The organism is Kitasatospora sp. Ki12, assembly GCF_054601375.1.
This window is the reverse complement of record NZ_BAAIHT010000001.1, coordinates 2,265,234-2,287,739: the sequence shown is the minus strand read 5'-3', so window position 1 is coordinate 2,287,739 and position 22,506 is coordinate 2,265,234. Positions and strand designations below refer to the sequence as shown.

The window sequence follows — 22,506 nt, the reverse complement described above, 5'->3', positions numbered from 1 at the left end:
GACATGCTCCTGCTGGCCTGGCAGACGGTGCGCGCCCGGAAGGCGGGCTTCGCCGGCGCCTTCACCGCGCTCGCCTTCGCCCTCGTCCTGACCGCCGCCTGCGGTGTCCTGCTGGAGTCGGCCCTGCGCACGGACCAGCCCACCGAGCGCTACGCCGCGGCCCCGGTCGTGGTCGGCGACTCGACCAGGATCCCCGACGCCGGACCGCTGGTCGCCAAGCTGGCCGAGCTCCCCGGCGTCACGGCCGCCGTCCCGGAGGTCTCCTTCCCGGCGGCCGTGATCACCCCGGACGGGAAGGTGCTGTCCGGCCCACAGGGCGGCCCCTCGCTCGGGCACTCCTGGACGAGCGCCGTCCTGGCCCCGTTCCGGCTGACCTCCGGCCGCGCTCCGGCCGGGCCCGACGAGGTGGTCCTGGACGCCGCCACGGCCGCCCGCGCCGGAGTCCCGGCCGGCGGCACCGTACGACTGGCCACCACCTCGGCGCCCCGCAGCTACACCGTGGCCGGACTCGCCTCGCCGCCGTGGGAGCTGTCCCGCCAGAGCGCGCTCTTCTTCAGCCCCGAGCAGGCCGCCCGGCTCGCCGGGACGACGACCGGCGCGAACGCGATCGGCATCACCGCCGCGGAGGGGACCGACCCCCGGGCGCTGGCCCAGCAGGCCGGTCAGGCGGTGGCCGCGGCCCGGCCGCAGAACGACGACGACTCGTCCGGGCCCCGGGCGCGCACCGGCGACGAGCGCGGCGAGCTGGAGTTCTACGCCGCTCCCGGGCCCGGGGACGGCCTGTCCTCGCTCGCCGGGACGATGGGCGTGCTGTCGCTGTTCGTCTCGGTCTTCGTGGTGGCCGGGGCGCTCGCGCTCTCCGTCCAGCAGCGGATGCGCGAGATGGCGCTGCTGCGGGCGGTCGGCGCCACCACCGGCCAGGTGCGCCGGATGATCGCGCTCGAGACGCTGGTGCTGACCCTCGCGGCCGCAGTCGTCGGCGTCCCGCTCGGGATCGGCCTGGCCGCGCTGCTGCGGGGCGAACTGGTCGACCGCGGGGTGGTCAGCTCGGATGTGCCGCTGCACGTCGGGCCGACCGCCCCGCTGATCGTCCTCGGCGGCGTCCTCGTCACCGCGCAGCTGGCCGTCTGGGCCGCCGCGCGCCGGGCCTCCCGGGTCGAACCCACCCAGGCACTGCGCGACTCCTCGGCGCCGCCGCCCGGCATCGGCCGGCTGCGCACCGGGCTCGGGCTCGCGACGCTCGCCGTGTGCGGCGCGGTGCTGGCCGGCTCGACGGACGACCGCGGCGGCGCCGGCACCGCCGAGGGCATGGTGCTGGTGCTGCTGCTCGGGGTCGCGCTGATCGGTCCGCTGATCGGCCGGGTCGCCAGCGCGACGATCGGCGGGCCGGTGGGCCGGCTCTTCCCGGTCGCCGGGTTCCTCGCCTCCGCCGCCCTGCGGGCCCAGCCGCGCCGCTTCGCCGCCGCCGTCACCCCGCTGGTGCTGGCGGTGGCCTTCACCGGCACCGTGCTGTTCGTCCCGGTCGTCAAGGCGCAGGCCAACGTGGCCGAGGACGGCCGACGGCTGCTGGCCGACCATGTGGTCCAGGCGGGCGGCATCGGCCTGCCGGCGGAATTCACGGACGCCGTACGGAAGTTGCCCGGCGTCGGGGCGGCCGGCGGCCTGGTGTCCGGCTTCGTCATGGTGTCCGGCGGCTCCGCGGACACCGCCGGCAGCCACGGGGTGGACGCCCGGATCGTGGACCCTCAGGGGCTGGAGCAGCTGGTCGACCCCGGGGTGACGGCCGGCTCGCTGGACCGGCTGCGCGGCGAGACCATCGCACTGGGGCAGCAGACCGCCTCCCGCCTCAAGGCCGGCGTCGGCGCCACGGTCCGGATCCGGTGGGAGGACGGCAGCGACAGCACCGCCTCGGTCGTCGCCGTCTACGACCGGGACGCGCGGTTCGCCGGCGCGCTGCTGCCCGCCGGCTTCGCCGCCGCCCACACGCCGGACCCGCTCGCCCCGACCGTGCTGGTCCGCACCGCCCCCGGAGCCGACCCCCGGCAGGTGGGCCGGGAGCTCCAGGGCCTCACGTCGGCCTACCCGATGGCCAGGATCAGCGACCGGGCCGACTACGACGCGGCGCGCCGGCACCAGCAGGAGGCGGCCTCCGCGGTCGGCCGGCTGCTGCTCGGCATGATCAGCCTGTTCACCGCGATCGCCGTCGTCAACACCCTGGTGATGGCCACCACCGAGCGGCTGCGCGAGTTCGCCCTGCTGCGGCTGGTGGGCACCACGCCCGCCCAGGTGCTGCGGATGATGGCCTGGGAGGGCGGGATCACCGTCGCCGTGGCGCTCGCCCTCGGCGCGGCGGTCACCGCGGCCGTCCTGGTGCCGGTCAGCCTCGCGCTCACCGGGACGGCCTGGCCGTCGCTGCCGGGGAGTTGGGAGGCCGCGGTGCTGGGCGGGGCGGCGCTGCTGGGGGTGGGCACCGTCCTGCTGACCACCCGGCTGGCGCTGCGGCGGGAACCGGTCGAGGCGATGGGAACGCGCGAGTAGGCCGTACGCCCCCGGGGCGTCGGGGCGTCGTCAGGCCGCGCTGGAGGCCCTCGCGGCTCCGGCCTCCCGGGCCGCGCGGATCGTCGTCCTCGGCGCGGACGAGGCCTCGACGACCGCCGAGAGGTGGAACCAGCCGGCGTCGTCCCGCTCGGCGGTCAGCCGGCCGCCGACGGCCAGCAGCCGCTCGGTGAGGTTGTCGAGGCCTCGTCCGCCGCTCGGCTCCCCCGGCTCGGCCGGTCCGCCGTCCGCCGGGACGCCGTCGTTGGAGACCGTCAGCCGTACGGTGCCGAGCCCGTCCCGGCCGGCCCGGATCTCGCAGCGCCCGGGCACGCTGTGCCGCAGCATGTTGGTGACCGCCTCCCGCACCACGGTGGCCAGCACCGCGTCCAGCTCCGGCCGCAGCACGCCGCAGTCCAGGTCGGCGTCGGCCCTGATCCCGGCCGCCCGCAGCGCCGAGACGGCCGAACGGGACTCCCGCGCCAGGGACATCTGGAGGTCGCCGCTGGAGATCCAGCGGGTGTCCGACATCGCCTGACGCACCATCGCCAGTACTTCGGACATCTCGGAGCGGGCCCGCTCCGGGTCCTCCAGGGCCAGCCGCTGGGCGAGTTGGCACTTCAGCGCGGCCACCGAGAGGCTGTAGCCGAGGAGGTCGTGCAGGTCGCGGGCGAAGCGCAGCCGCTCCTGGTCCACCGCGCGCTCCGCCAGCTCCGTCCGGGCGGCCCTCAACTCGGCCGTCAGATCGGCGAGTCGGGCCACGCCGTAGACGACGATGCCGCCCACGGCGGTGGAGACGACGGCGTTCACGCACTGGCCGAAGTTCCCGTCCAGCGCGGCGCAGAGCGGGTACTGGCCCGCCACCAGGGCGCCGAAGAGGATCCAGGAGCGGGGCGATTCGACGGTCAGCAGTACCGATCCGGCGAAGGAGCCGGGAATGCCGACCCACGAGCCGTCGAACACCAGGAACGGCAGGTAGGTCAGCACCCCGTGGGCGAACAGGCTCCACGGCCACCAGAGCCGCTCCAGCCGCCACGGGCCGGCGTGCATGATCTGGAAGCCGAGCAGCAGCAACAGGACGACCACGGCCGACAGTTGGTGCACGAGGCCGTCGTGGTTGCGGACGGTGGCCACCACCGAGGCGACGAAGAAGCCGACCGCCACCATGACGACGATGCCCTGGGTGAGCCTCGACAAGGGGTCGCCGACCCTCCGGGGCGTTCGACGCCCGGTCGGCCACCGCGAGTGACGATCACCGTCGATTCGGTACGCACTGTGACCCAACGTCAGCTCCCGGTAGACGATTCGACCCGTCATCGGCATGCAGGGCCGCTTCGCACCACGAAGCGGCCCCCGTACGCCTCACCCCGAGCATAGTTCCCGTCGGCAATATCCCGTTAACATAGAGTCACTGACCGGAAATGATGGATTTTCGTCGCCGGTCGATCGCCACCGGACCGGCCGCAAATCGCGGCACATTCTCCGAACTCGTGGAATTGAACCGGCCGGTGCAGCGACCCGGGCAATCCGGCGGAGCGGCCGCGACCTGCGGCTCAGCGATCGGATTCGGCCAGTTCGCGGACGAAGACGGGAACATCCACCGTGCCCCAACCACTCGCGGTGTCGAAGCCCGGGCCGGCGGTGAAGCCGGGAACTCCGCCGTAGTCATTGCGGCCTTCGGTGACATCGGTGATTCCGGCCGCCGCACCGCGCCGGCCGAGCCGGTACAGCAGGGGGTTGACGTCGCCCAGCCGGCCGCCGTGCTCTTGGACCGCGAGGGCCACCACGCCCGCGAACAGGGCCGCGGACTGCGAGCTGCCGCGGGAGCCCTGCATGGTGACGTCGGGGATCGAACGGCCGCCCGCTCCGCCGGCGACCGCCGTTCCGCCGTCCGCCGTTTCGCCCGCCACCGCTCCGCCGTCCGCCACGGACCGCTGCCACCACGGCCGGGCGAACGTCGACGAACGGCCGGCGCCCGACTGCGGCCAGAGCGTGTCGGGCGCCGTCCGGTTGCCGTCGCGGTCGACGTGCAGCCGCACCGCGCCCACCGCCGTCACACGCGGGTCGGAGGCCGGCCAGGCCACCACCCTCCGGTCGTACGTACGGTCGGGCCGGTCGCGGAGCGGCCCGGTCGGCCCGTGGTCCCCGGCGGACGCCACCAGCGTCACCCCGGCCCGGCCGGCGCGGGAGAAGGCCCGCCCGAGGCGGTGGATCGACCGGGGGTCGGTGAAGTTCTGCTCGGGCGTCCCGAAGCTCATCGAGACCACGTCGGCGATGCCGTGCTCGGTCAGGTGGTCGAGGGCCCGCATCATCTCCGGCATCCCGGTCTCGCCCTGGGTCTCGTCGACCGGGATCGCGGTCACCGCGATGCGGGCCCCCGGTGCCAGCGAATGGATCATCGCCACGTCCATCCTGGTCTCCTGTTGCCAGGCGCGGCAGTTCGCGGCGTTCACGCCGGGGTCGGTGCAGGACGGCGCCTTTCCCAGCGGTTCGAGGTTCAGGATGTCCGCGGGCGGCAATCCGTAGGCCTCGTCGTACTTCGCGATGAATTCGGCCAGCTGGGGATCTCCGTAGGAGACCAGGACACCGACCGTCACGCCTTTTCCGGTGATTCCCCGCTGCCACAGTTCGGCGGCTCTGTACGGCACCGCGATGGACGGCTCTTTCGCCGGTTCCGCGGCACCGGCCCGGGCCGCGGCCGGTGCCGCCTGGGCCGGGGCGGCCAGAATTCCGCACAGCAAGGGAAATACGACGGCGGCGCGGCGCCGGAATTCGACGCGCCGGCGCTTCGGGTCCGTTCCCATGTCCACGCTCTCCCTTTTCGTCGAGGGCTCTCCGCGCCTCATGATCCGGTTCGAGCGGCCGGAGGTCAGGGCCCCTCGGCGAGAACGTGGATTTTCCACGGACGGGACCGTGCGCCACGCCCGTGGCCGTCGGCCCGGGGCGCGGCCCATGGTTCCCTCGGGGCCGTCGGGCAGACCCGTCGAGAGCCCCGGCGAGGTGGTCCTGCCCGTCCGGAGTGAGGCCGGCGGCAGGAGGATCACGGGCGCCCCGGAAAATTCCTCGGCGGGAGCGATGAGTTCCGCGACGGACGGCGGTCTACCCCTGCGACCGGATCGTCCGACCGAAGGAACACCCCATGAGCACCGTGGTCTCCACCGACGGCACCACCCTCGCCTGCACCGTCACCGGCTCCGGCCCGGCCGTCGTCCTGGTGGACGGGGCGACCACCCATCGCGCCTTCGACCCGGGCGTCGCGACCGCCGAGCAGCTCTCGGCCCACCACACCGTGTGGGCCTACGACCGGCGCGGCCGCGGCGCCAGCGGCGACACCGCCCCCTTCGCCGTGGAGCGCGAGATCGAGGACCTGGCCGCCGTGGTCGCGGCGGCCGGCGGATCGGCCGCCGTCTACGGCATTTCCTCGGGCGCCGCGCTCGCGCTGCGGGCGGCCGCCGCAGGCGTCGCCATGACCCGACTGGCCGTCTACGAGCCGCCGTTCAGCACCGAGGCGGCCCAGAGCTCCCGCTTCGTCGGGTACGTCACCGAGCTGGAGACGGCGCTCGCCGAGGGGCGGCGCGGGGACGCCGTCGCGGCCTTCATGACCTTCGTCGGGTTGCCCGCCGAGATGCTGGCCGGGATGCGCGCCGCCCCGATGTGGCCGCTGCTGGAGGCGATCGCGCCGACCCTGGCCTACGACGCGGCGGCGCTCGGCGCGCGGACCGGCGGGACCGTCCCGGTCGACGTCCTGGCCCGGATCACCGTGCCGACCCTGGTGCTGGACGGCGGCGCCAGCCCGGAGCTGCTGCGGGCACCGGCCGCCGCGGTGGCCGCGGCCGTGCCGGGCGCCGAGTACCGGACGCTGGCCGGCCAGACCCACGACGTGGCGGCCGGGGTCCTCGTGCCGGAGCTGGTGAAGTTCTTCGCCTGACCTCGGGTCCGGAGGCGCGGGCGACGGGTTCTACGCTTCCGACGGACCGTCTCCCGGCGGGCCGATAACGGAGGACGAGGAAGCATGGACGCCGACTTCAAGGACATTCCCACCACCACCCTGGCCGACATCCTGGGCCGGTCCCGGGTCATGGACATCGGCCTGCGCCCGCTCTGGGCCGGGATGCCCCGGGTGGCCGGCCCGGCGTTCACCGTGCAGTGCCCGCCCGGCGACAACCTGATGCTGCACGCCGCGATCCACCGGGCCGAGCCCGGCTCGGTGATCGTGGTGGAGTCCGGCGACCTGGACTACGCGCTGGCCGGCGGCAACGTGTGCGCCGTGGCGCAGCGCCGGGGCGTGGTGGCCTTCGTCGCCGACGGGCTGATCCGGGACCTCGGCGAGGTCCGGGAGGCGGGCTTCCCGGTCTTCGCCCGCGGGGTGATCCCGATCCCCGGGACGAAGAAGGCGCTGGGCACCCACGGCGCCCCGGTGCGCTGCGGCGGGGTGCTGGTGGCGGCCGGCGACATCGTGGTGGCCGACGAGGAGGGCGTCGTGGTGGTGCCCGCCGCCGAGCGCGGGCCGGTGCTGGACGCGGCCCGCGCGAAGCTGGCCAAGGAGGCCGCCGAGACCCTGGACGAGTGGGCGGCGGAGCACCGCGACCGGATCGAGCGGACCCTCGCCGAGCTGGGCTTCCAGGGCTGACGGCTGCGGGCCGGGGCCGGCGGGGCGGGGGCCGGCGGCGCCGGCGGGCCAGTGGCCGTCAGCCCCGGTACAGCCCGTTCAGCTCGCCGAAGCCGAGCGCGCCGTCGAGCTCCGTCAGCGTCCCGGCGCCGAGCAGTTCGGCGGCGGCGCGGTGGGCCGCCGTGTACGCGGCCTGGGCGAGGCCGGTGCCGAGGCTGATCCGCCGCACCCCCGTGGCGGCGAGTTCGGCGACGGTCGGCCCGCCCGGGACGGCCATCGCGTTCACCGGCAGCGCCGAGCGCTTGCACAGCTCGGCGAGGGCGTCGAGGTCCAGCAGCCCGGGGACGAACAGGCCGTCGGCGCCGGCCTCGGCGTAGGCCTCGGCCCGGGCCAGCACGTCGTCCAGCCCGCCCAGCCCGAACAGGAAGACGTCGGTGCGGGCGTTGACCACCAGCTCGGGCAGTCCGGCCGCGGCCGCCGCCGTACGGGCCGCGCGCAGCCGCTCGGCCTGCTCGGCCACCGGGAACAGCGGGCCGCCGACGGCCGTCGAGTCCTCCAGGTTGACGCCGACGGCGCCCACCCCGACCAGGGCGGTCACGGTCTCGGCGACGTCGGCGGGCAGCGGCCCGTACCCGCCCTCGGCGTCGACGGTGACCGGCAGGTCCACCGCCGCGACGATCCGGCGGGCCGCCTCGACCGCCGCCGCCCGGTCGAGCCGCTGGCCGTCGCCGTGCCCGAGCGACCAGGAGACGCCACCGCTGGTGGTGGCGACGGCGCGGGCGCCGGCCGAGGCGATCACGGCGGCGCTGCCCGCGTCCCAGGCGTTGGGCAGCAGGAGCACGCCGTCCGCGACCAGTTCGCGCAGCCGCAGCGCCCGCTCGCGGGACTCGGGGGTGGTGGACATGGGTGGCACCGGCTTTCGTACGGATCGGTGGGGACGGAGGCATCCTGCGCCCGGCCGCCCCACCGGTACCAGTGATTAAGCTGAGCCTGAATCTTCCGCGGAGGGGGCCCGGATGCGCACCGAACTGCATTTCTCCACACAGGACTTGGCGCTGACCCGGTTCGCCGTCTCGCCGATGCAGGAGGTGGTGACCAGCCTGCGCGCCCTCGCCGGCTCCCCCGTCCCGGCGCTGCACCGGCGCTGGGCCGGGCAGGTCCGCGAGCGGCTGGCCGCCGCCGGGCCGGCCCTGGACCGGCTGACCGCGCTGGTGCCGCCCACCGGGCACCTGCCGGACTTCCTCAACCCCGCCCCGGCCGGCTTCTCCCCCGGGCTCGCCGAGGAACTGGCCGCGATCACCGCCACCGGCGCCGGGCAGGTCCGGGCCGACCTCGACATCATGGCCGCCGAGGCCGGCGGCCGGCTGCCCGCCGTCCTGGCGCCGCTGTACCGCGACCCGGCCGCGCAGCTGCCCCGGCTGGCCGCCGACGTCGAGGCGTACTGGGAGCTGGCGCTGGCCCCGTACTGGGCCCGGATCCGCGCGCTGCTCGCGGCGGACGTCTTCCACCGCTCCCGGCAGGCCGCCGAGCACGGCACCGCGCGGATGCTGGGCGAGCTGCACGACACCGTCCGCTGGGACGGCGCCGCGCTGCGGCTGGAGCGGCGGCACTGCGCCGTCACCCGGCTGACCGCCGGGGCCGGGCTGCTGCTCCTGCCCTCGGCCTTCGCCTGGCCGCGGGTGCTCACCCGGGTGCTGCCGCCCGATCCGCCGCAGCTGGTCTACCCGGCGCGCGGCACGGCCACCCTCTGGGAGCGCCCGCCGGGCGCGGCGGCCCGGACCGACGCGCTGGCCGGCGTCCTCGGCCGCTCCCGCGCCCGGCTGCTGGCCGAGCTGGACTCCCCGGCCTCGACCACCGAGCTGGCCCTGCGCGCCGGACTGTCCCCCGCCGGCGCCTCCCAGCACCTCACCGCCCTGCGTACGGCGGGCCTGACCAGCGCCCACCGCGCGGGCCACGCCGTCCTCCACGCCCGTACGGCGGTCGCCGATTCACTGTTCGATTCAGACGGACAGGAGTTCGACTAGGGCCCGTCTTCGAGCCCGCGTCGTCCGCGTCGTCCGATGACCCGCCGGTACGAATGGCCCCGCACGGCGCACCTCGACACACCCCCTCCTCATATGATCGGAGCGACATGCGCCATGCTTGGTGATGCAGAACACTGAACGGAACTTGCGCCGGACGGCCCACCCGCCGGACGGCCGAGAAGGAGGAAGCACGTGGACGACGTTCTGCGGCGCGCCGCACTCTTCGCGGCACTCGACGACGAACAGGCCGGCGAGCTGCGCGCTTCCATGACCGAGGTCACCCTCGCCCGTGGGGAGTCGCTGTTCCACGAGGGCGACCCGGGCGACCGGCTGTACGTCGTGGCGGAGGGCAAGGTCAAGCTGCACCGCGCCTCCCCGGACGGCCGCGAGAACATGCTGGCCGTCCTCGGCCCCAGCGAGATGATCGGCGAGCTGTCGCTGTTCGACCCGGGCCCGCGCACCGCGACCGCCAGCGCGCTCACCGAGGTCAAGCTGCTGGGCCTGGGCCACGGCGACCTGCAGCCCTGGCTGCACGCCCGTCCCGAGGTCTCCATCGCGCTGCTGCGGGCCATCGCCCGCCGACTGCGCCGGACCAACGACGTGATGTCCGACCTGGTCTTCTCCGACGTGCCCGGCCGCGTCGCCAAGGCTCTGCTGGACCTCTCCCGCCGCTTCGGCGTGCAGTCCGAGGAGGGCATCCACGTCGCCCACGACCTCACCCAGGAGGAGCTGGCCCAGCTGGTCGGCGCCTCCCGCGAGACCGTCAACAAGGCGCTCGCCGACTTCGCCGGCCGCGGCTGGCTGAAGCTGGAGGCGCGCGCGGTGGTCCTGCTGGACGTCGAGCGGCTGTCCCGCCGCTCGCGCTGAGGCGCGGGGCGACGACACGCCGAGCGCCGACACGCCGGGCGACGACACGCCGAGCAGCGGCGCTTGGAGCACCGCGAAGGGCCCGTCCGAACGGACGGGCCCTTCGGCGTTCACCCGGGTCAGTCCGCGCCCGGGATCAGCCCGTGGTCCACCAGGTAGTCCAGCTGGGCCCGCACCGAGAGTTCGGCCGCCGGCCAGAGCGCCCGGTCCACGTCGGCGTAGACCCGCGCCACCACCTCGGGCGCGGTCCGGCAGCCCGACTCGACCGCGGTCTCCACCTGGGCGAGCCGGGCGGCCCGGTGGGCCAGGTAGTAGTCGACGGCGCCGAGCGCGTCCGCGAGCACCGGGCCGTGCCCGGGCAGCACCGTCCGCACGCCGTGCTCGGCGGCCATGGTGTGCAGCCGGCGCAGCGAGTCCAGGTAGTCGCCGAGCCGCCCGTCGGGGTGGGCGACCATCGTGGTGCCACGGCCGAGCACGGTGTCGCCGGTGAGGATCGCACCGTCCTCCGGCAGGTGGAAGGTCAGCGAGTCCGAGGTGTGGCCGGGGGTGGCCACCACCCGCAGGTCCAGACCGCCGACGTCCAGCCGCTGGCCGCCCACCAGGCCCTCGGAGCCCAGCCGGTGCGCCGGGTCCAGCGCCCGCACCTCGGTGCCGGTCAGCTCGGCGAAGCGGGCCGCGCCCTCGGAGTGGTCGGCGTGGCCGTGGGTGAGCAGGGTCAGCGCGATCCGCTTGCCGCGCTCCTCCGCGAGGCCGATCACCCGGCGCAGGTGGTCCTCGTGCAGCGGGCCGGGGTCGATCACCACGGCCAGGTCGGAGCCGGGTTCGGAGAGCAGCCAGGTGTTGGTGCCGTCCAGCGTCATCGGCGACGGGTTCGGTGCCAGCACGCACAGCGCCCTGGGGGTGGCCTCGCCGCCGACGACGGCGGCGGGGTCACCCGGCAGGAGCCCGCTCATGCGGACACCTCGCCGAACTCGGTGATTCGCTTGCTCAGCTGGCTCACCGGCCTCCCCGTCCATCGCGATGGAGGGCCCGCAGCGGCAGCGCCCGGACGATGGCGCGCTGCGCCACCTCGACGAACGGGACCGGGTGGTCGCAGGCAGGGGTACGGGGGATCACGCGGCGGGCGGGCATCTCGGGTGCCGTCCGGCGAGCCACGTCGTTGTGGGTCATCGGGCGTCGGTCCTCTCTCTGCGGTGGTGCGGGGCGGGTGTTCTTCACGGTGTCGCGGGTGGTCTTCCGCGGGTGGGTCAGGGGTTCTCGGGGAACTCCCCGTCGATGGTCAGTTCGTCGTACCCGGGCCAGCGGACCGTCATGCGGTCCCCGCGGACCTCGGCCCGGCCCAGGACCGGTGCCAGCCGGCGGCCGGCGGCCGCGGCCAGCGCCTCGGCGGCGCTGCCGACCGACGACAGCTCGCGGAGCACCGTCACGGTGGGCGGCAGCATGCCGAACCGGCCCTCCTGGTAGCCCCGGACCGCCTCGGCCGGGCTCAGCCAGGCGACCCGGTCGGCCTCGCCGACCTCCAGAGCCGCGCGCTGCCCGGACGGCAGGGCCGCCACGAAGAACCAGGTGTCGTACCGGCGCTCCTCGAACTCCGGGGTGACCCAGCGGGCCCAGCCGCCCAGCAGGTCGCTGCGCAGCACCAGGCCGTGGTCGCGCAGGAACTCGGCGAAGGACAGCTCGTGCGCCTCCAGCGCGGCCCGCTCGGCGGACCAGTCACGCGGCGCGGCGACGCTCTCCGCGTCCGGGCCGGCCAGCAGCACGCCGGCCTCCTCGAAGGTCTCGCGGACCGCCGCGCAGACCACCGCCCGGGCCGTCCGGGCGTCCACGCCGAGCCGGTGCGCCCACTCCTCGGGCGCGGGCCCGGCCCAGCCGGTCTCGACCTCGGCGTCGCGCGGGTCCACCCCGCCGCCCGGGTAGGCGTACATCCCGGCCGCGAAGGCCATCGAGGTGCGCCGGCGCAGCAGGTAGGCCTCCGGCCCGTCGGCGGCGTCGCGCAGCAGTACCACGGTGGCGGCGGGCCGGGGCACCGGCGGGGTCAGCACGCCGGACTCGACCGCCCGGATCCGGGCGGGCCAGCCGGGCGGCATCGGGAGCGTCGTTGCTCGATGGTCCATGCCCGGATGCTAAGCGCACGGAGGCGGGGTAGACCAGGGCCTACCCCGCCTCCGCGATCACGTTCAGGCCTGCTTGACGCGCACCTGGAGCTCGATCTCGACCGGGGCGTCCAGCGGCAGCACCGCGACGCCGACCGCGCTGCGGGCGTGCACGCCCGCGGCGCCCAGCACCTTGCCGAGCAGCTCGCTGCAGCCGTTGATCACGCCCGGCTGGCCGGTGAAGTCGGGGGCGGAGGCGACGAAGCCGACGACCTTGACGACCCGCTCGATCCGGTCGAGGTCGCCGATCACCGACTTCACGGCGGCCAGGGCGTTCAGCGCGCAGGTCTGCGCGAGCTCCTTGGCCTCCTCCGGGGACACCTCGGCGCCGACCTTGCCGGTGCTCACCAGCTTGCCGCCGACCACCGGGAGCTGGCCGGAGGTGAACACGAACTCACCGGACTGCAGGGCCGGCACGTACGCGGCGACCGGGGCGGCCACCGGCGGCAGGGTCAGGCCCAGCTCCGCGAGCTTCGACTCGACGACGCTCATGCGTTCTTCTCCCGCTTGAAGTAGGCCACCAGCTGCTCCGGGTTCGGGCCGGGCACGACCTGGACGAGCTCCCAGCCGTCCTCGCCGAAGTTGTCCAGGATCTGCTTGGTGGCGTGCACGAGCAGGGGCGCCGTCATGTATTCCCACTTGGTCATGGCCAGACTCTAGACGAGCCGCCCGGGCGATCGGCGCCGCACGGGAGGCGGCGTGTGAGGTGGGGCACAAAGAGGGCATGATCGGTCTGGTAACCCCAGGCGCTCCGGGCATCCGGGGCGGTCCCTGGTTACCCTCGCGGGAGGGCACCCTGGTGAGGGACACCCTCGTCAGGAGGGGACGCCCGTAGGACGGAGACGGACGGAGACGGAGCGTGGCACGCACCCCCGGCCAGGCGGACCGGCGCGATCCCGACTGGGAGGGCGTCCGGCTGCACGTGGTCAGCGGCAAGGGCGGCACCGGGAAGACCACGCTGGCCGCCGCGCTGGCCCTGGCGCTCGCCGCCGAGGGCGGACGCGTGCTGCTGATCGAGGTCGAGGGCCGGCAGGGCATCGCCGAGCTGTTCGGCATCGCCGCGCTGCCGTACGAGGAGCGCCGGATCGCCTCGGTCTCCCGCCGGCAGCTGGGGCTCCCGGCCGGTGAGGGCGGCCCGGGCGAGGTCTTCGCGCTGGCGATCGACACCGAGCAGGCGCTGCTCGAGTACCTGGAGATGTTCTACAAGCTCGGCCGGGCCGGCAAGGCGCTGCAGAAGGTCGGCTTCGTCGACTTCGCCACCACCGTCGCGCCCGGGGTCCGGGACGTCCTGCTGACCGGCAAGGCCTGCGAGGCGACCCGGCGCAAGGACCCGGACGGCCGGCGGCGCTACGACGCGGTGGTGATGGACGCGCCGCCGACCGGGCGGCTGACCCGCTTCCTGAACGTCAACGCCGAGGTCGCCGGGCTGGCCCGGATCGGCCCGATACACACCCAGGCGCAGGCCGTGATGCGGGTGCTGAGGTCGCCGGAGACCGCGGTGCACCTGGTCACCCTGCTGGAGGAGATGCCGGTGCAGGAGACGGTCGACGGCATCGCCGAGCTGCGCGAGGCGAAGCTCCCGGTGGGCGGGGTGATGGTCAACATGGTCCGGCCGCCGGTGCTGGACGCGGCGGCCGTGGCCGCGGTGCACGGCGACCACCGGGAGGAGGTCGCCCTGGCGCTCGGGGAGGCCGGGCTCGGGGGCCGCTCCCGCAAGCCGGAGACGGTCCGGGCGGCGGTCGAGCCGCTGATCGACCCGCTGCTGGAGCAGGCCAGGGAGCACGCCGAGCGGGTCGAGCTGGAGCGCGCGCAACGCGCCGACCTGCAGCAGCTGCGGCTGCCGACGTACGAACTGCCGCTGCTGGGCGAGGGCGTGGACCTCAGCGGGCTGTACCGGCTGGCGGGCGAGCTGAAGCGGCAGGGGGCGGCATGACGGGCAACGGCACGAGCACCGGCGGCGGGGTGCGGAGCACCGGGAAGCGGCTCGCCGTGGACGAGCTGATCGACGACCCGGGGACCAGGATCGTCGTCTGCTGCGGCTCCGGCGGCGTGGGCAAGACCACCACCGCCGCCGCGATCGGCCTGCGGGCCGCCGAACGCGGCCGCAAGGTCGTGGTGCTGACCATCGACCCGGCCCGCCGGCTCGCCCAGTCGATGGGCCTGACCGAGCTCGACAACACCCCCCGGGTGGTCAAGGGGGTGACCGGCGCCGGGGAGCTCCAGGCCATGATGCTGGACATGAAGCGGACCTTCGACGAGGTCGTGCTGGCCCACGCGGAGCCCGAACGGGCCCGAATGATCATGGAGAACCCGTTCTACCAGTCCCTGTCGGCCGGCTTCGCGGGCACGCAGGAGTACATGGCGATGGAGAAGCTCGGGCAGCTGCGCGCCGCCGAGGAGTGGGACCTGATCGTCGTGGACACCCCGCCGTCCCGCTCGGCGCTGGACTTCCTGGACGCGCCCAACCGGCTCGGCTCCTTCCTGGACGGCCGGGTGATCCGGATCCTGACCGCCCCGGCCAAGGTCGGCGGGCGCAGCGCGATGCGCTTCCTGAACGCAGGGATGGGCCTGCTCACCGGCACCCTGGGCAAGATCTTCGGCGCCCAGCTGCTCACCGACGTGCAGACCTTCGTCAGCGCGATGGACTCGATGTTCGGCGGCTTCCGCGAGCGCGCCGACCGCACGTACCAGCTGCTCAAGGCGCCGGGCACGGCGTTCCTGGTGGTGGCCGCGCCGGAGCGGGACGCGCTGCGCGAGGCGGCGTACTTCGTGGACCGGCTCGCCGCGGACCGGATGCCGCTGGCCGGGCTGGTGCTCAACCGGGTGCACGGCACGGGCGCCCCGCAGCTCACCGCGGAGCGGGCGCTGGCGGCGGCCGAGGCGCTGGAGGAGAACGGCTCGGAGCACTCCTCGCCGGAGGCGGAGCTGCTCGCGGCCGGGCTGCTGCGGCTGCACGCCGAGCGGATGCAGATCCTGGGGCGGGAGCGCCGTACCCGGGACCGCTTCGTCTCGGTCTACCCGGACGTGCCGATCGTGGAGGTGCCGGCGCTGCCGGGCGACGTGCACGACCTGGAGGGGCTGCGGGCCATCGGGGACCGGCTCAGCGGCACGGCCTAGGAAGGCACGGCGCAGGAAAGCACGGCGTAGGAAGGCACGGCCTGGGAAAACCCGGCGCAGGGCGCCGGGGAACGACGAGGGGCGCCACGGGCGGTGCGGCAGGGCACCCGCCCGGGGCCGATCCGGCCCGGACCCCCCGGTACGGCCGTTTCGGCCTGGTCGGCCCGTTCGTCCCGGACTCAGCCCGCCTGGGCGTAGTCCGTCAGTATCACTCCGGTCGCGAGGGACTCCTCGTACTCGGTGCGGGCCGTCTCCAGCAGCCTCCGCCACGACATGACCGTCGGGCGGCGGCGCAGCAGCGCCCGGCGCTCGCGCTCCGTCATCCCGCCCCAGACCCCGAACTCCACCCGGTTGTCCAGGGCGTCCGCGAGGCACTCCGTCCGCACGGGGCAGCCGCTGCACACCGCCTTCGCGCGGTTCTGTGCCGCCCCCTGGACGAACAGTTCGTCCGGATCACTCGTGCGGCAGGCGGCCTGCGCACTCCAGTCGTCAACCCAGCCCATCCCGGCGCCGTCCTCTCCCGTATCGAGGCTCCCCCACGGCGGCAACGGCATATTCACCGTTGCCAGTTGAGGACGTTACGGAAGAACGACAGCTTGCAACAGCCCCTTCGGGCTCAATCTCGAATGACCCGATTGGACTATGGGTATCGGTCAGCTCACTCGTTGGAGTGATCGCAGGTCGCGCGGCTTGCCAAGGGCGGAGTCCGTACTCTCGCCACAGGCGTCATCACGCAGCGCAACCGTTCACACGGGCACAGCAGCCCCCAGCTGCCTCAAAACCCGGACATCCCCCTGCAATTCGGGCAACTCTCCCCACCCACAAGAGTGAGTGATGTTGACGCACCGAAGCTGTACCAAGCTTGTGACAAGCCTAGGCGAACACCTGCCGCCGTGTACGGGAATCGGCGACGTAGGGTTCTCCCCATGGCACCGAAGCGCCCACAGGCACCCCAGCCCCCAGGCAACACCGGAGCTCCGCGCGGGAGGACCGGCGGATCACCGTTGGAGCACGTCGGCAACGGCGTGAAGTTCCTGGGCGTCAGCGTGCTCTCCGGAGTCCTGCTGGCAGGCCTCGCCCTGCCCGCCGTCGGCGCCATCGGGCTGACCGCCAAGGACACGGCGGAGAGCTTCGACAACATCTCCGACGACTTCAAGACCCCGCCGCTCACCCAGGCGACCCAGATCTTCGACGCCAAGGGCGGCCTGATCGCCAAGGTCTACGAGCGCGACCGCACCGTCCTCACCGCCGACCAGATGTCGCCCTTCATGCGGCACGCCCAGGTGGACATCGAGGACGCCCGCTTCTACGAGCACGGCGCCGTCGACCTCAAGGGCATCCTCCGCGCGGTCAGCAAGAACGCCGAGAGCGGCACCACCTCCCAGGGCGCCTCGACGCTGACCCAGCAGTACGTGAAGAACGTCAACGTGGAGAAGGCCGGCGACGACCAGGCGGCCGTCCTGGAGGCCCAGCGCAAGACCCTGGGCCGCAAGATCCAGGAGCTCAAGGTCGCGATCAAGCTGGAGGAGGACCTGAGCAAGGATCAGATCCTCACCAACTACCTCAACATCACCTTCTACGGCCACCAGGCCTACGGGGTGGAAGCGGCCTCCCAGCGCTACTTCAGCAAGAGCAACAAGGACCTGACCGTCGCCGAGGCCGCCACGCTGGCCGGCATGGTGCAGAACCCGTCGTCCTACGACCCGGTGCGCTACCCCGAGAACACGGTCAAGCGCCGCAACGTCGTGATCGACAAACTGCTGGAGAACAAGCACATCACCCCGGAGCAGGCCAAGGAGGCGAAGGCCGCCCCGCTGGGCCTCGCCTACAAGGACCCGCAGAACGGCTGCATCACCGCCAAGGCCGGCATGGGCTTCTTCTGCGACTACGTCCGCCACGTGGTGAAGCAGGACCCGTCCTTCGGCAAGAGCGCCGAGGAGCGCAAGAAGCTCTGGGACACCGGCGGCCTGAACATCTACACCACGCTGGACCCGGACAAGCAGGCCGCGGCCCAGAACGCCGTCACCAAGAAGGTCAACGTGACCGACCAGGTGTCGGCGGCCGCGACCATGATGGAGCCGGGCAGCGGCAAGATCGTGGCGATGGCCCAGACCCGCCCGTACGGCCTGGACCCGAACAAGAACCAGACCGTCGTCAACCTCAACGTGGACGCCGCGATGGGCGGCGGCAACGGCTTCCAGACCGGCTCGACCTTCAAGCCGATCCTGGCCGCGGCGGCGCTGGAGTCGGGCATGGCGCCCACCCAGCCGTTCCCGTCCGAGAACAAGATCGAGTACCCGCAGATGTCCACCTGCTCGGGCACCTGGAAGAACGTCCCGACGCCCGGCGAGGGCAAGGCCACGGTGAAGAACGAGTCCGAGAAGGAAGTCGGGCCGTACCAGCTCAAGCAGGCCATGGCGCTGTCGGTCAACACCTACTTCGTGCAGATGGAGCAGCAGGTCGGCCTCTGCGCGATGAAGCAGATGGCGAACAAGCTGGGCATCACCCAGTCCGCGAAGGGCGACGCCTTCAAGGAGGTGCCCTCGATGGTCCTGGGCACCCTGGAGCTCTCCCCGCTGACCATGGCGAACGTCTACGCGACCTTCGCCGCGCGTGGCAAGTACTGCACCCCGGTCGCGATCAACAAGATCAGCACGGTGGACGGCAAGGAGCTGCCGGTCCCGCAGACCCAGTGCAGCCAGGCCTTCTCCGAGGACACCGCGGACAAGCTCAACACCGTCCTGCTGAACGTGACCGAGAAGGGCACCGCGGCCGCGCTCGGCCTGGACGGCGGCCGCAAGATCGCCGGCAAGACCGGTACCACCGACGAGAAGAAGGCCGCCTGGTTCAGCGGCTACACCCCGTCGCTGGCCACCTCCGTCTGGCTCGGCGGTCCGGCCGGCGGCGTGAAGATGAAGAACATCAACATCGGCGGCAAGCACTTCGACGAGGTCTTCGGCGCCGACGGCCCCGGCCCGATCTGGCAGCTGGCGATGAACGAGGCCCTCAAGGGCACGCCGATGGAGCCGATCCAGACCGTCGACATCCCGGACCCGCAGCCGGCCACCCCGCCCGCGGGCGCCACCCCGCCGGCCGACCCGAACACCCCGCCCGGCGGCAACCCCCCGCCGCCGCAGCAGGGCGGCGGCAACCCCGGCGGAGGCGGCAACCCCGGGGGCGGCGGCAACCCCGGCGGGATGATCGGCGGCGGGTTCACCTTCCCGCCGGGCATGATCGGCGGCGGCAACGGCGGAAAGCACGGCGGCGGCAACGGCTGACCGAACCGCCGGGGCCGGACCCGCGGAACAGTAGGGGAACAGTAGTGAAGGGGCGTCCTCCGATTCGGAGGACGCCCCTTCGCCGTTTTGCCGGGGTGACGGACGGTCAGAACCCGGCGCGCCATTCACCGTTGGCTGGAGCGCCGCTCGATTCCGGCCAGAGCCGGATCACGCCGACGCACCCGCGCACCGTCGCTCAGGACAGCGCGGCCTTGACGGCGGCGGCGACCCGGCCGCCCTCGGCCAGACCCTCCACCTGCGGCTTCACCAGCTTCATCACGGCACCCATGCCCTGCGGGCCGGTCGCCCCGCTCTCGGCCACGGCGGCCGCGACGATCGCGGCCAGCTCCTCGTCCGAGAGCTGCTTGGGGAGGTAGGTCGCGAGCAGCTCGCCCTCGGCCCGCTCCCGGGCGGCCTGCTCGGTGCGGCCGGCCGTGTCGAAGGCCTCGGCGGCCTCCCGGCGCTTCTTCGCCTCGCGGCCGATCACCTTCAGCACCTCGGCGTCGGACAGCTCGCGCTTCTGCTTGCCCGCCACCTCCTCGCTGGTGACGGCGGCCAGCGTGAGCCGGATGGTGGACGCGCGCAGCTCGTCCCGGACCCTGATCGCAGCCGTGAGGTCCTCGTGCAGTTGCTCCTTGAGCGTTGTCATTTCCTCTTCTTATCCTTCGGCCATGGATGGACTCAACCAGGTTTCCACCGGGTATCCGCTGCGGTTAGCGCAGGTGAACGAGTATGCCGTGTCAAGAGCGCCGGACCGCCGAACGGCCACGCGTCAGCCCGGTGGGCGATCACGGCCGGGAAGGGGCCGTAGGATCCGGCCAACATGGCCGAGAATGCCCGCATACTCTCGGCAGAACAGCCGGATATTGCCGGAAGCACCGTGGAGTTGCCGGTGTCAAAAGGGGCAAATCGAACAGAGCGGCAGGTTCGCAGAAATAGTCCGCGTAGTACACTCGTTCGCATGTAGCTTGAGTAGCCTTACGGGCTGTGGTCACCTCACCGACAAAGACCGCTCCCGAGCAGCAGCGACATACCACCACCACGTCCCCAACTCATTTTTCCACGGTTCTGACACATCGCGGACCGCGCCGGCACGAGCACTCTCCCGGAGGCTCCGGACAAGACCGCGCGGACAGTAATGATCTTTCTGGAGTGATTGGCGCCGCGCGTCGGCGTGTTAAGTTCTGACTTGGATTCTGCTCACAACAGCAGGAAGCGCGGGGGAATGGACAACAATCAGCTTCGCTCCATGTTAGTAACCCAACGGAAGATGGTCGGCTGGAGTCAGGAACAGTTAGCCGAGCATTCCAATGTCAGTGTTCGGACCATTAGGAATCTGGAAACCGGCGCGATCAAGAATCCGCGGCGCAGCTCCGTGGAACTCCTGGTCGGCGCCCTGCTCTCCGCGGCGACCAGCCAGGACACCCTGATATCCCACGTCGCCAATGCGGGAACCCCGACCGGGATGCTGTCCTCCCGGCTGGAACCCGGTCTGCTGACCAACGTCGTCGAGGTTCCGGACAACGCCCGCTGGCAGGGGCTGCGCCCCAAGACGGACATCACCGTCGGGCGCCAGGCCGACCTGCTGCACGTGGTGACCACCCTCCGGCCCGGGCGGCCGCTGGTGCTCACCGGGCCCGCCGGCGTCGGCAAGACCCGGCTGGCCCTCGACTCGGCCGCCCACCTGCTGGACCGCTTCCGCGACGGCGTGGTGGTCCTGGAGCTCGGCTCGGTCACTCCCGAGAGCGTCGACGCGGCCGCGGCCTCGGCGGAGGTGCAGCGCTCGCTCGACACCCTGCTGCACGGCTACGACCGGGACCCGAGGACCAATCCCGAGCTGCAGATGATGGTCGTCATCGACAACGCCGAGCACGTCATCGGCGCGGTGACCAGGCAGGTCAGGATGTTGCTCGACCGCCATCCGGCGCTGCACATCCTGATCACCTCGCTGCGGGCGCCGGCCTCCATCCCGGCGGACCTGTGGGAGGTGTCGCCGCTGTCGGTCGACTACCCGGAGGGGAGCTACGGCTGCCCGCCCGCCGCCGAGCTGTTCTGCCGCCGGGTGCACTCCGTCGTACCGACGCTGGACCTCGGCGACCAGATGCCGCAGGTGGTCGAACTCTGCCGGCGGCTGGGCGGCCTCGCGCTGGCCATCGAGAACGCGGCCTTCCGGATGCGCTCGGTGCCGCTGCACGTCCTGGTGGACGAGTGCCAGGTGCTGCCCATCCTGGGCCAGGACGAGGTGGGCGGGCTGTCCCACCACCGCTCGCTGCACCGCAGCCTCGCCTGGGCCTACGGACTCCTCGACGACCGGCAGCGCCGAGCCCTCAGACAGCTCTCCCGCTTTCCCGATGAATTCTCCATCGACGATGTCCGGCAGGAACCGGTCGACGGCCGGGAGCCCTCCCGCAATATCGATGTGCTGGCCGATCTCGTCGATTTCTCGGTCGTCCAGGTGAAACGTGGCCACCAGTACGCGTACCGGGTCCCCCGGATGATGCGCGAGTACGTCAACGCCATTCCGGCCTGAGGCCGGCACACACTCACACCGTCCGCTCGTCGGGGCGTTTTCCGTCCACGCCGGCCGCTCTGCCGTGCCCGGATACGGTTCCGGGCACGGCCCGGCCGTGGGGCTGCCGTCCGATCGAAATCGGCCGTTCACGCCCAGGCCATTCGGGAAACACCCTGCGGAAAATTCAGCACCGCCCGGCGAAATGCCTTGAGCGCAAATGGGGATCGATGACCACGATAGACTCCTCCGCCCACGACACCAGAACCGATGAAACGTCGGACGAATTCACTCCGCAGCCGGACACCGGCGTGGCGCCGCTGGTCGACGGCTCGAAACTGATCGGCGATCCCCGGGACAGCGCGGTCGTCCGGGCGTCACACCGCGTCTACGAACACTTGATCGCGATGTTCGCACCCGGAATGATCGAGGCCGCGTTCGACCTCGGCGTCTTCGTCGCCCTGGCCGACGGCCCGGCCACCCCCACCGACCTCGCCGCCCGGCTGGACGCCGACGCGCACGGCCTGCGGGTGCTGCTCGACGGCCTGTACTGCTACGAGATCGTCCAGCGGGTCCGCGCCGAGGACGGCGAGGACCTCTACCGGCTGGTGGACGGCATGGCCGAGTGCCTGCTGCCCGGCGGCCTGTACAGCCTGGCCGGCCGGATCGGCTACGACCGGGCGATCGGCTGGGACGTCTGGCGCAACCTCGCCGACCACGTCAAGCGGCCCGCCCGCGGCGCGGACGGCGGCTACCAGGCCAACCAGCTGTCCGCCGAGGACTACGAGCAGGTGGCCCGCGGCATCAACTTCTGGGCGCCGCCGATCGTCGAGTCGCTGGCCAACCTCCTGGCGGAGGAGGAGGGCTGGAAGGGCGAGGCCGACCGGTCCATGCTGGACGTCGGCTGCGGCACCGGCATCTACAGCCAGCTGCTCCTGCAGCGCTTCCGGGGACTGCGGGCGACCGGCCTGGACCACCCGCGGATCGTTCCCATCGCCCGCGGGCAGGCGGAGCGGCTGGGCGTGCGGGAGCGGTTCGAACCGGTGGAGCGCGACTTCTTCACCGAGGAGTGGAACACCGGCCAGGACCTCGTCCTGCTGGTGAACATCTTCCACCTGCAGACCGCGGAGGGCTCCGAGGAGCTCATGCGACGGGCGGCGCAGGCGGTGCGCCAGGGAGGCGTGGTCGCGATCGTCGACCACATCGTCGACGACGAGACCGACGACCAGTCGATCCAGAACCGCTTCTTCCGGCTGTTCGCCGCGTCGATGCTCGTCACCGGCGGCGGGGACTCCTTCTCCCTGGCGGACTACGACCAATGGCTCGACCGGGCCGGCCTGGTGCGGACCGCACTGGTCGACACCCCGATGCACCGGATCCTGCTCGCCCGGCGCCCGTGATCATCACCAGCCCG

General features: G+C 73.0%; 20 protein-coding genes. 10 read left to right on the top strand and 10 right to left on the bottom strand.

What is annotated here, in order from left to right:
• The first annotated feature begins 3 nt into the window (after positions 1-3).
• Complete coding sequence (locus ACYP53_RS09995) at positions 4-2,538, top strand: ABC transporter permease (protein ID WP_459647196.1); 2,535 nt, start codon at positions 4-6, stop codon at positions 2,536-2,538.
• A gap of 30 nt (positions 2,539-2,568) precedes the next feature.
• Here the strand turns inward: ACYP53_RS09995 and ACYP53_RS09990 are convergent, their stop codons facing one another.
• On the bottom strand, positions 2,569-3,732 hold the full coding sequence (locus tag ACYP53_RS09990; protein WP_459647195.1) for a sensor histidine kinase: 1,164 nt from the start codon (positions 3,730-3,732) through the stop codon (positions 2,569-2,571).
• Positions 3,733-4,088: 356 nt separating this feature from the next.
• A complete protein-coding gene (locus ACYP53_RS09985) occupies positions 4,089-5,132 on the bottom strand; it encodes a S53 family peptidase (protein WP_459647194.1) in 1,044 nt (347 codons plus the stop codon).
• Between the two features lie 542 nt (positions 5,133-5,674).
• Here ACYP53_RS09985 and ACYP53_RS09980 point away from each other — a divergent pair.
• Both ACYP53_RS09980 and ACYP53_RS09975 read left to right on the top strand, forming a co-directional pair.
• The gene (locus ACYP53_RS09980; protein ID WP_459647193.1) at positions 5,675-6,463 is read left to right on the top strand and encodes an alpha/beta fold hydrolase; all 789 of its coding nucleotides are present in this window, start codon (positions 5,675-5,677) and stop codon (positions 6,461-6,463) included.
• An 84-nt stretch (positions 6,464-6,547) separates the two neighbouring features.
• A complete protein-coding gene (locus ACYP53_RS09975; RefSeq protein WP_189913040.1) occupies positions 6,548-7,165 on the top strand; it encodes an RraA family protein in 618 nt (205 codons plus the stop codon).
• Between the two features lie 58 nt (positions 7,166-7,223).
• Here the strand turns inward: ACYP53_RS09975 and ACYP53_RS09970 are convergent, their stop codons facing one another.
• A complete protein-coding gene (locus tag ACYP53_RS09970) occupies positions 7,224-8,048 on the bottom strand; it encodes an isocitrate lyase/PEP mutase family protein (protein ID WP_459647192.1) in 825 nt (274 codons plus the stop codon).
• Positions 8,049-8,160: 112 nt separating this feature from the next.
• On the opposite strand from ACYP53_RS09970, the gene ACYP53_RS09965 reads away from it, so the two are divergent.
• Positions 8,161-9,168, top strand: coding sequence for an ArsR/SmtB family transcription factor (locus ACYP53_RS09965; RefSeq protein WP_459647191.1), 1,008 nt, complete (start codon positions 8,161-8,163; stop codon positions 9,166-9,168).
• Between the two features lie 192 nt (positions 9,169-9,360).
• Positions 9,361-10,035 carry a Crp/Fnr family transcriptional regulator gene (locus tag ACYP53_RS09960; protein WP_030288117.1) on the top strand — a complete coding sequence of 225 codons (675 nt, stop codon included), beginning with the start codon at positions 9,361-9,363 and terminating at the stop codon, positions 10,033-10,035.
• Positions 10,036-10,154: 119 nt separating this feature from the next.
• On the opposite strand, the gene ACYP53_RS09955 is transcribed toward ACYP53_RS09960, so the two are convergent.
• The 5 genes from ACYP53_RS09955 to ACYP53_RS09935 form a co-directional block, all read right to left on the bottom strand.
• On the bottom strand, positions 10,155-10,988 hold the full coding sequence (locus ACYP53_RS09955; RefSeq protein WP_189913043.1) for an MBL fold metallo-hydrolase: 834 nt from the start codon (positions 10,986-10,988) through the stop codon (positions 10,155-10,157).
• Positions 10,989-11,031: 43 nt separating this feature from the next.
• Complete coding sequence (locus ACYP53_RS09950) at positions 11,032-11,205, bottom strand: hypothetical protein (RefSeq protein ID WP_189913044.1); 174 nt, start codon at positions 11,203-11,205, stop codon at positions 11,032-11,034.
• Between the two features lie 77 nt (positions 11,206-11,282).
• Positions 11,283-12,149 (bottom strand): NUDIX hydrolase, encoded by an 867-nt coding sequence (locus ACYP53_RS09945; protein ID WP_459647190.1) that lies wholly within the window; start codon positions 12,147-12,149, stop codon positions 11,283-11,285.
• 63 nt (positions 12,150-12,212) lie between these two features.
• Positions 12,213-12,680, bottom strand: a complete 468-nt coding sequence (locus ACYP53_RS09940; protein ID WP_391551364.1) for a RidA family protein — start codon at positions 12,678-12,680, stop codon at positions 12,213-12,215.
• Positions 12,677-12,835, bottom strand: coding sequence for a DUF4177 domain-containing protein (locus ACYP53_RS09935; protein WP_094743074.1), 159 nt, complete (start codon positions 12,833-12,835; stop codon positions 12,677-12,679). Before ACYP53_RS09935 ends, ACYP53_RS09940 begins: the two co-directional genes overlap by 4 nt.
• Before the next feature lie 212 nt (positions 12,836-13,047).
• On the opposite strand from ACYP53_RS09935, the gene ACYP53_RS09930 reads away from it, so the two are divergent.
• Both ACYP53_RS09930 and ACYP53_RS09925 read left to right on the top strand, forming a co-directional pair.
• Entirely contained in the window at positions 13,048-14,121 is a 1,074-nt protein-coding gene (locus ACYP53_RS09930) for an ArsA-related P-loop ATPase (protein ID WP_459647189.1), read from the top strand.
• The gene (locus ACYP53_RS09925) at positions 14,118-15,305 is read left to right on the top strand and encodes an ArsA family ATPase (RefSeq protein ID WP_189913048.1); all 1,188 of its coding nucleotides are present in this window, start codon (positions 14,118-14,120) and stop codon (positions 15,303-15,305) included. Before ACYP53_RS09930 ends, ACYP53_RS09925 begins: the two co-directional genes overlap by 4 nt.
• 179 nt (positions 15,306-15,484) lie before the next feature.
• On the opposite strand, the gene ACYP53_RS09920 is transcribed toward ACYP53_RS09925, so the two are convergent.
• Positions 15,485-15,808 carry a WhiB family transcriptional regulator gene (locus tag ACYP53_RS09920; RefSeq protein WP_033333275.1) on the bottom strand — a complete coding sequence of 108 codons (324 nt, stop codon included), beginning with the start codon at positions 15,806-15,808 and terminating at the stop codon, positions 15,485-15,487.
• 501 nt (positions 15,809-16,309) lie between these two features.
• Here ACYP53_RS09920 and ACYP53_RS09915 point away from each other — a divergent pair.
• A complete protein-coding gene (locus tag ACYP53_RS09915; protein WP_459647188.1) occupies positions 16,310-18,583 on the top strand; it encodes a transglycosylase domain-containing protein in 2,274 nt (757 codons plus the stop codon).
• 196 nt (positions 18,584-18,779) lie between these two features.
• Here the strand turns inward: ACYP53_RS09915 and ACYP53_RS09910 are convergent, their stop codons facing one another.
• The gene (locus ACYP53_RS09910) at positions 18,780-19,232 is read right to left on the bottom strand and encodes a GatB/YqeY domain-containing protein (RefSeq protein ID WP_189913050.1); all 453 of its coding nucleotides are present in this window, start codon (positions 19,230-19,232) and stop codon (positions 18,780-18,782) included.
• Positions 19,233-19,808: 576 nt separating this feature from the next.
• On the opposite strand from ACYP53_RS09910, the gene ACYP53_RS09905 reads away from it, so the two are divergent.
• Both ACYP53_RS09905 and ACYP53_RS09900 read left to right on the top strand, forming a co-directional pair.
• Complete coding sequence (locus tag ACYP53_RS09905; RefSeq protein WP_189913051.1) at positions 19,809-21,113, top strand: helix-turn-helix domain-containing protein; 1,305 nt, start codon at positions 19,809-19,811, stop codon at positions 21,111-21,113.
• Positions 21,114-21,322: 209 nt separating this feature from the next.
• Entirely contained in the window at positions 21,323-22,492 is a 1,170-nt protein-coding gene (locus ACYP53_RS09900) for a class I SAM-dependent methyltransferase (RefSeq protein ID WP_189913052.1), read from the top strand.
• Positions 22,493-22,506 lie beyond the last annotated feature (14 nt).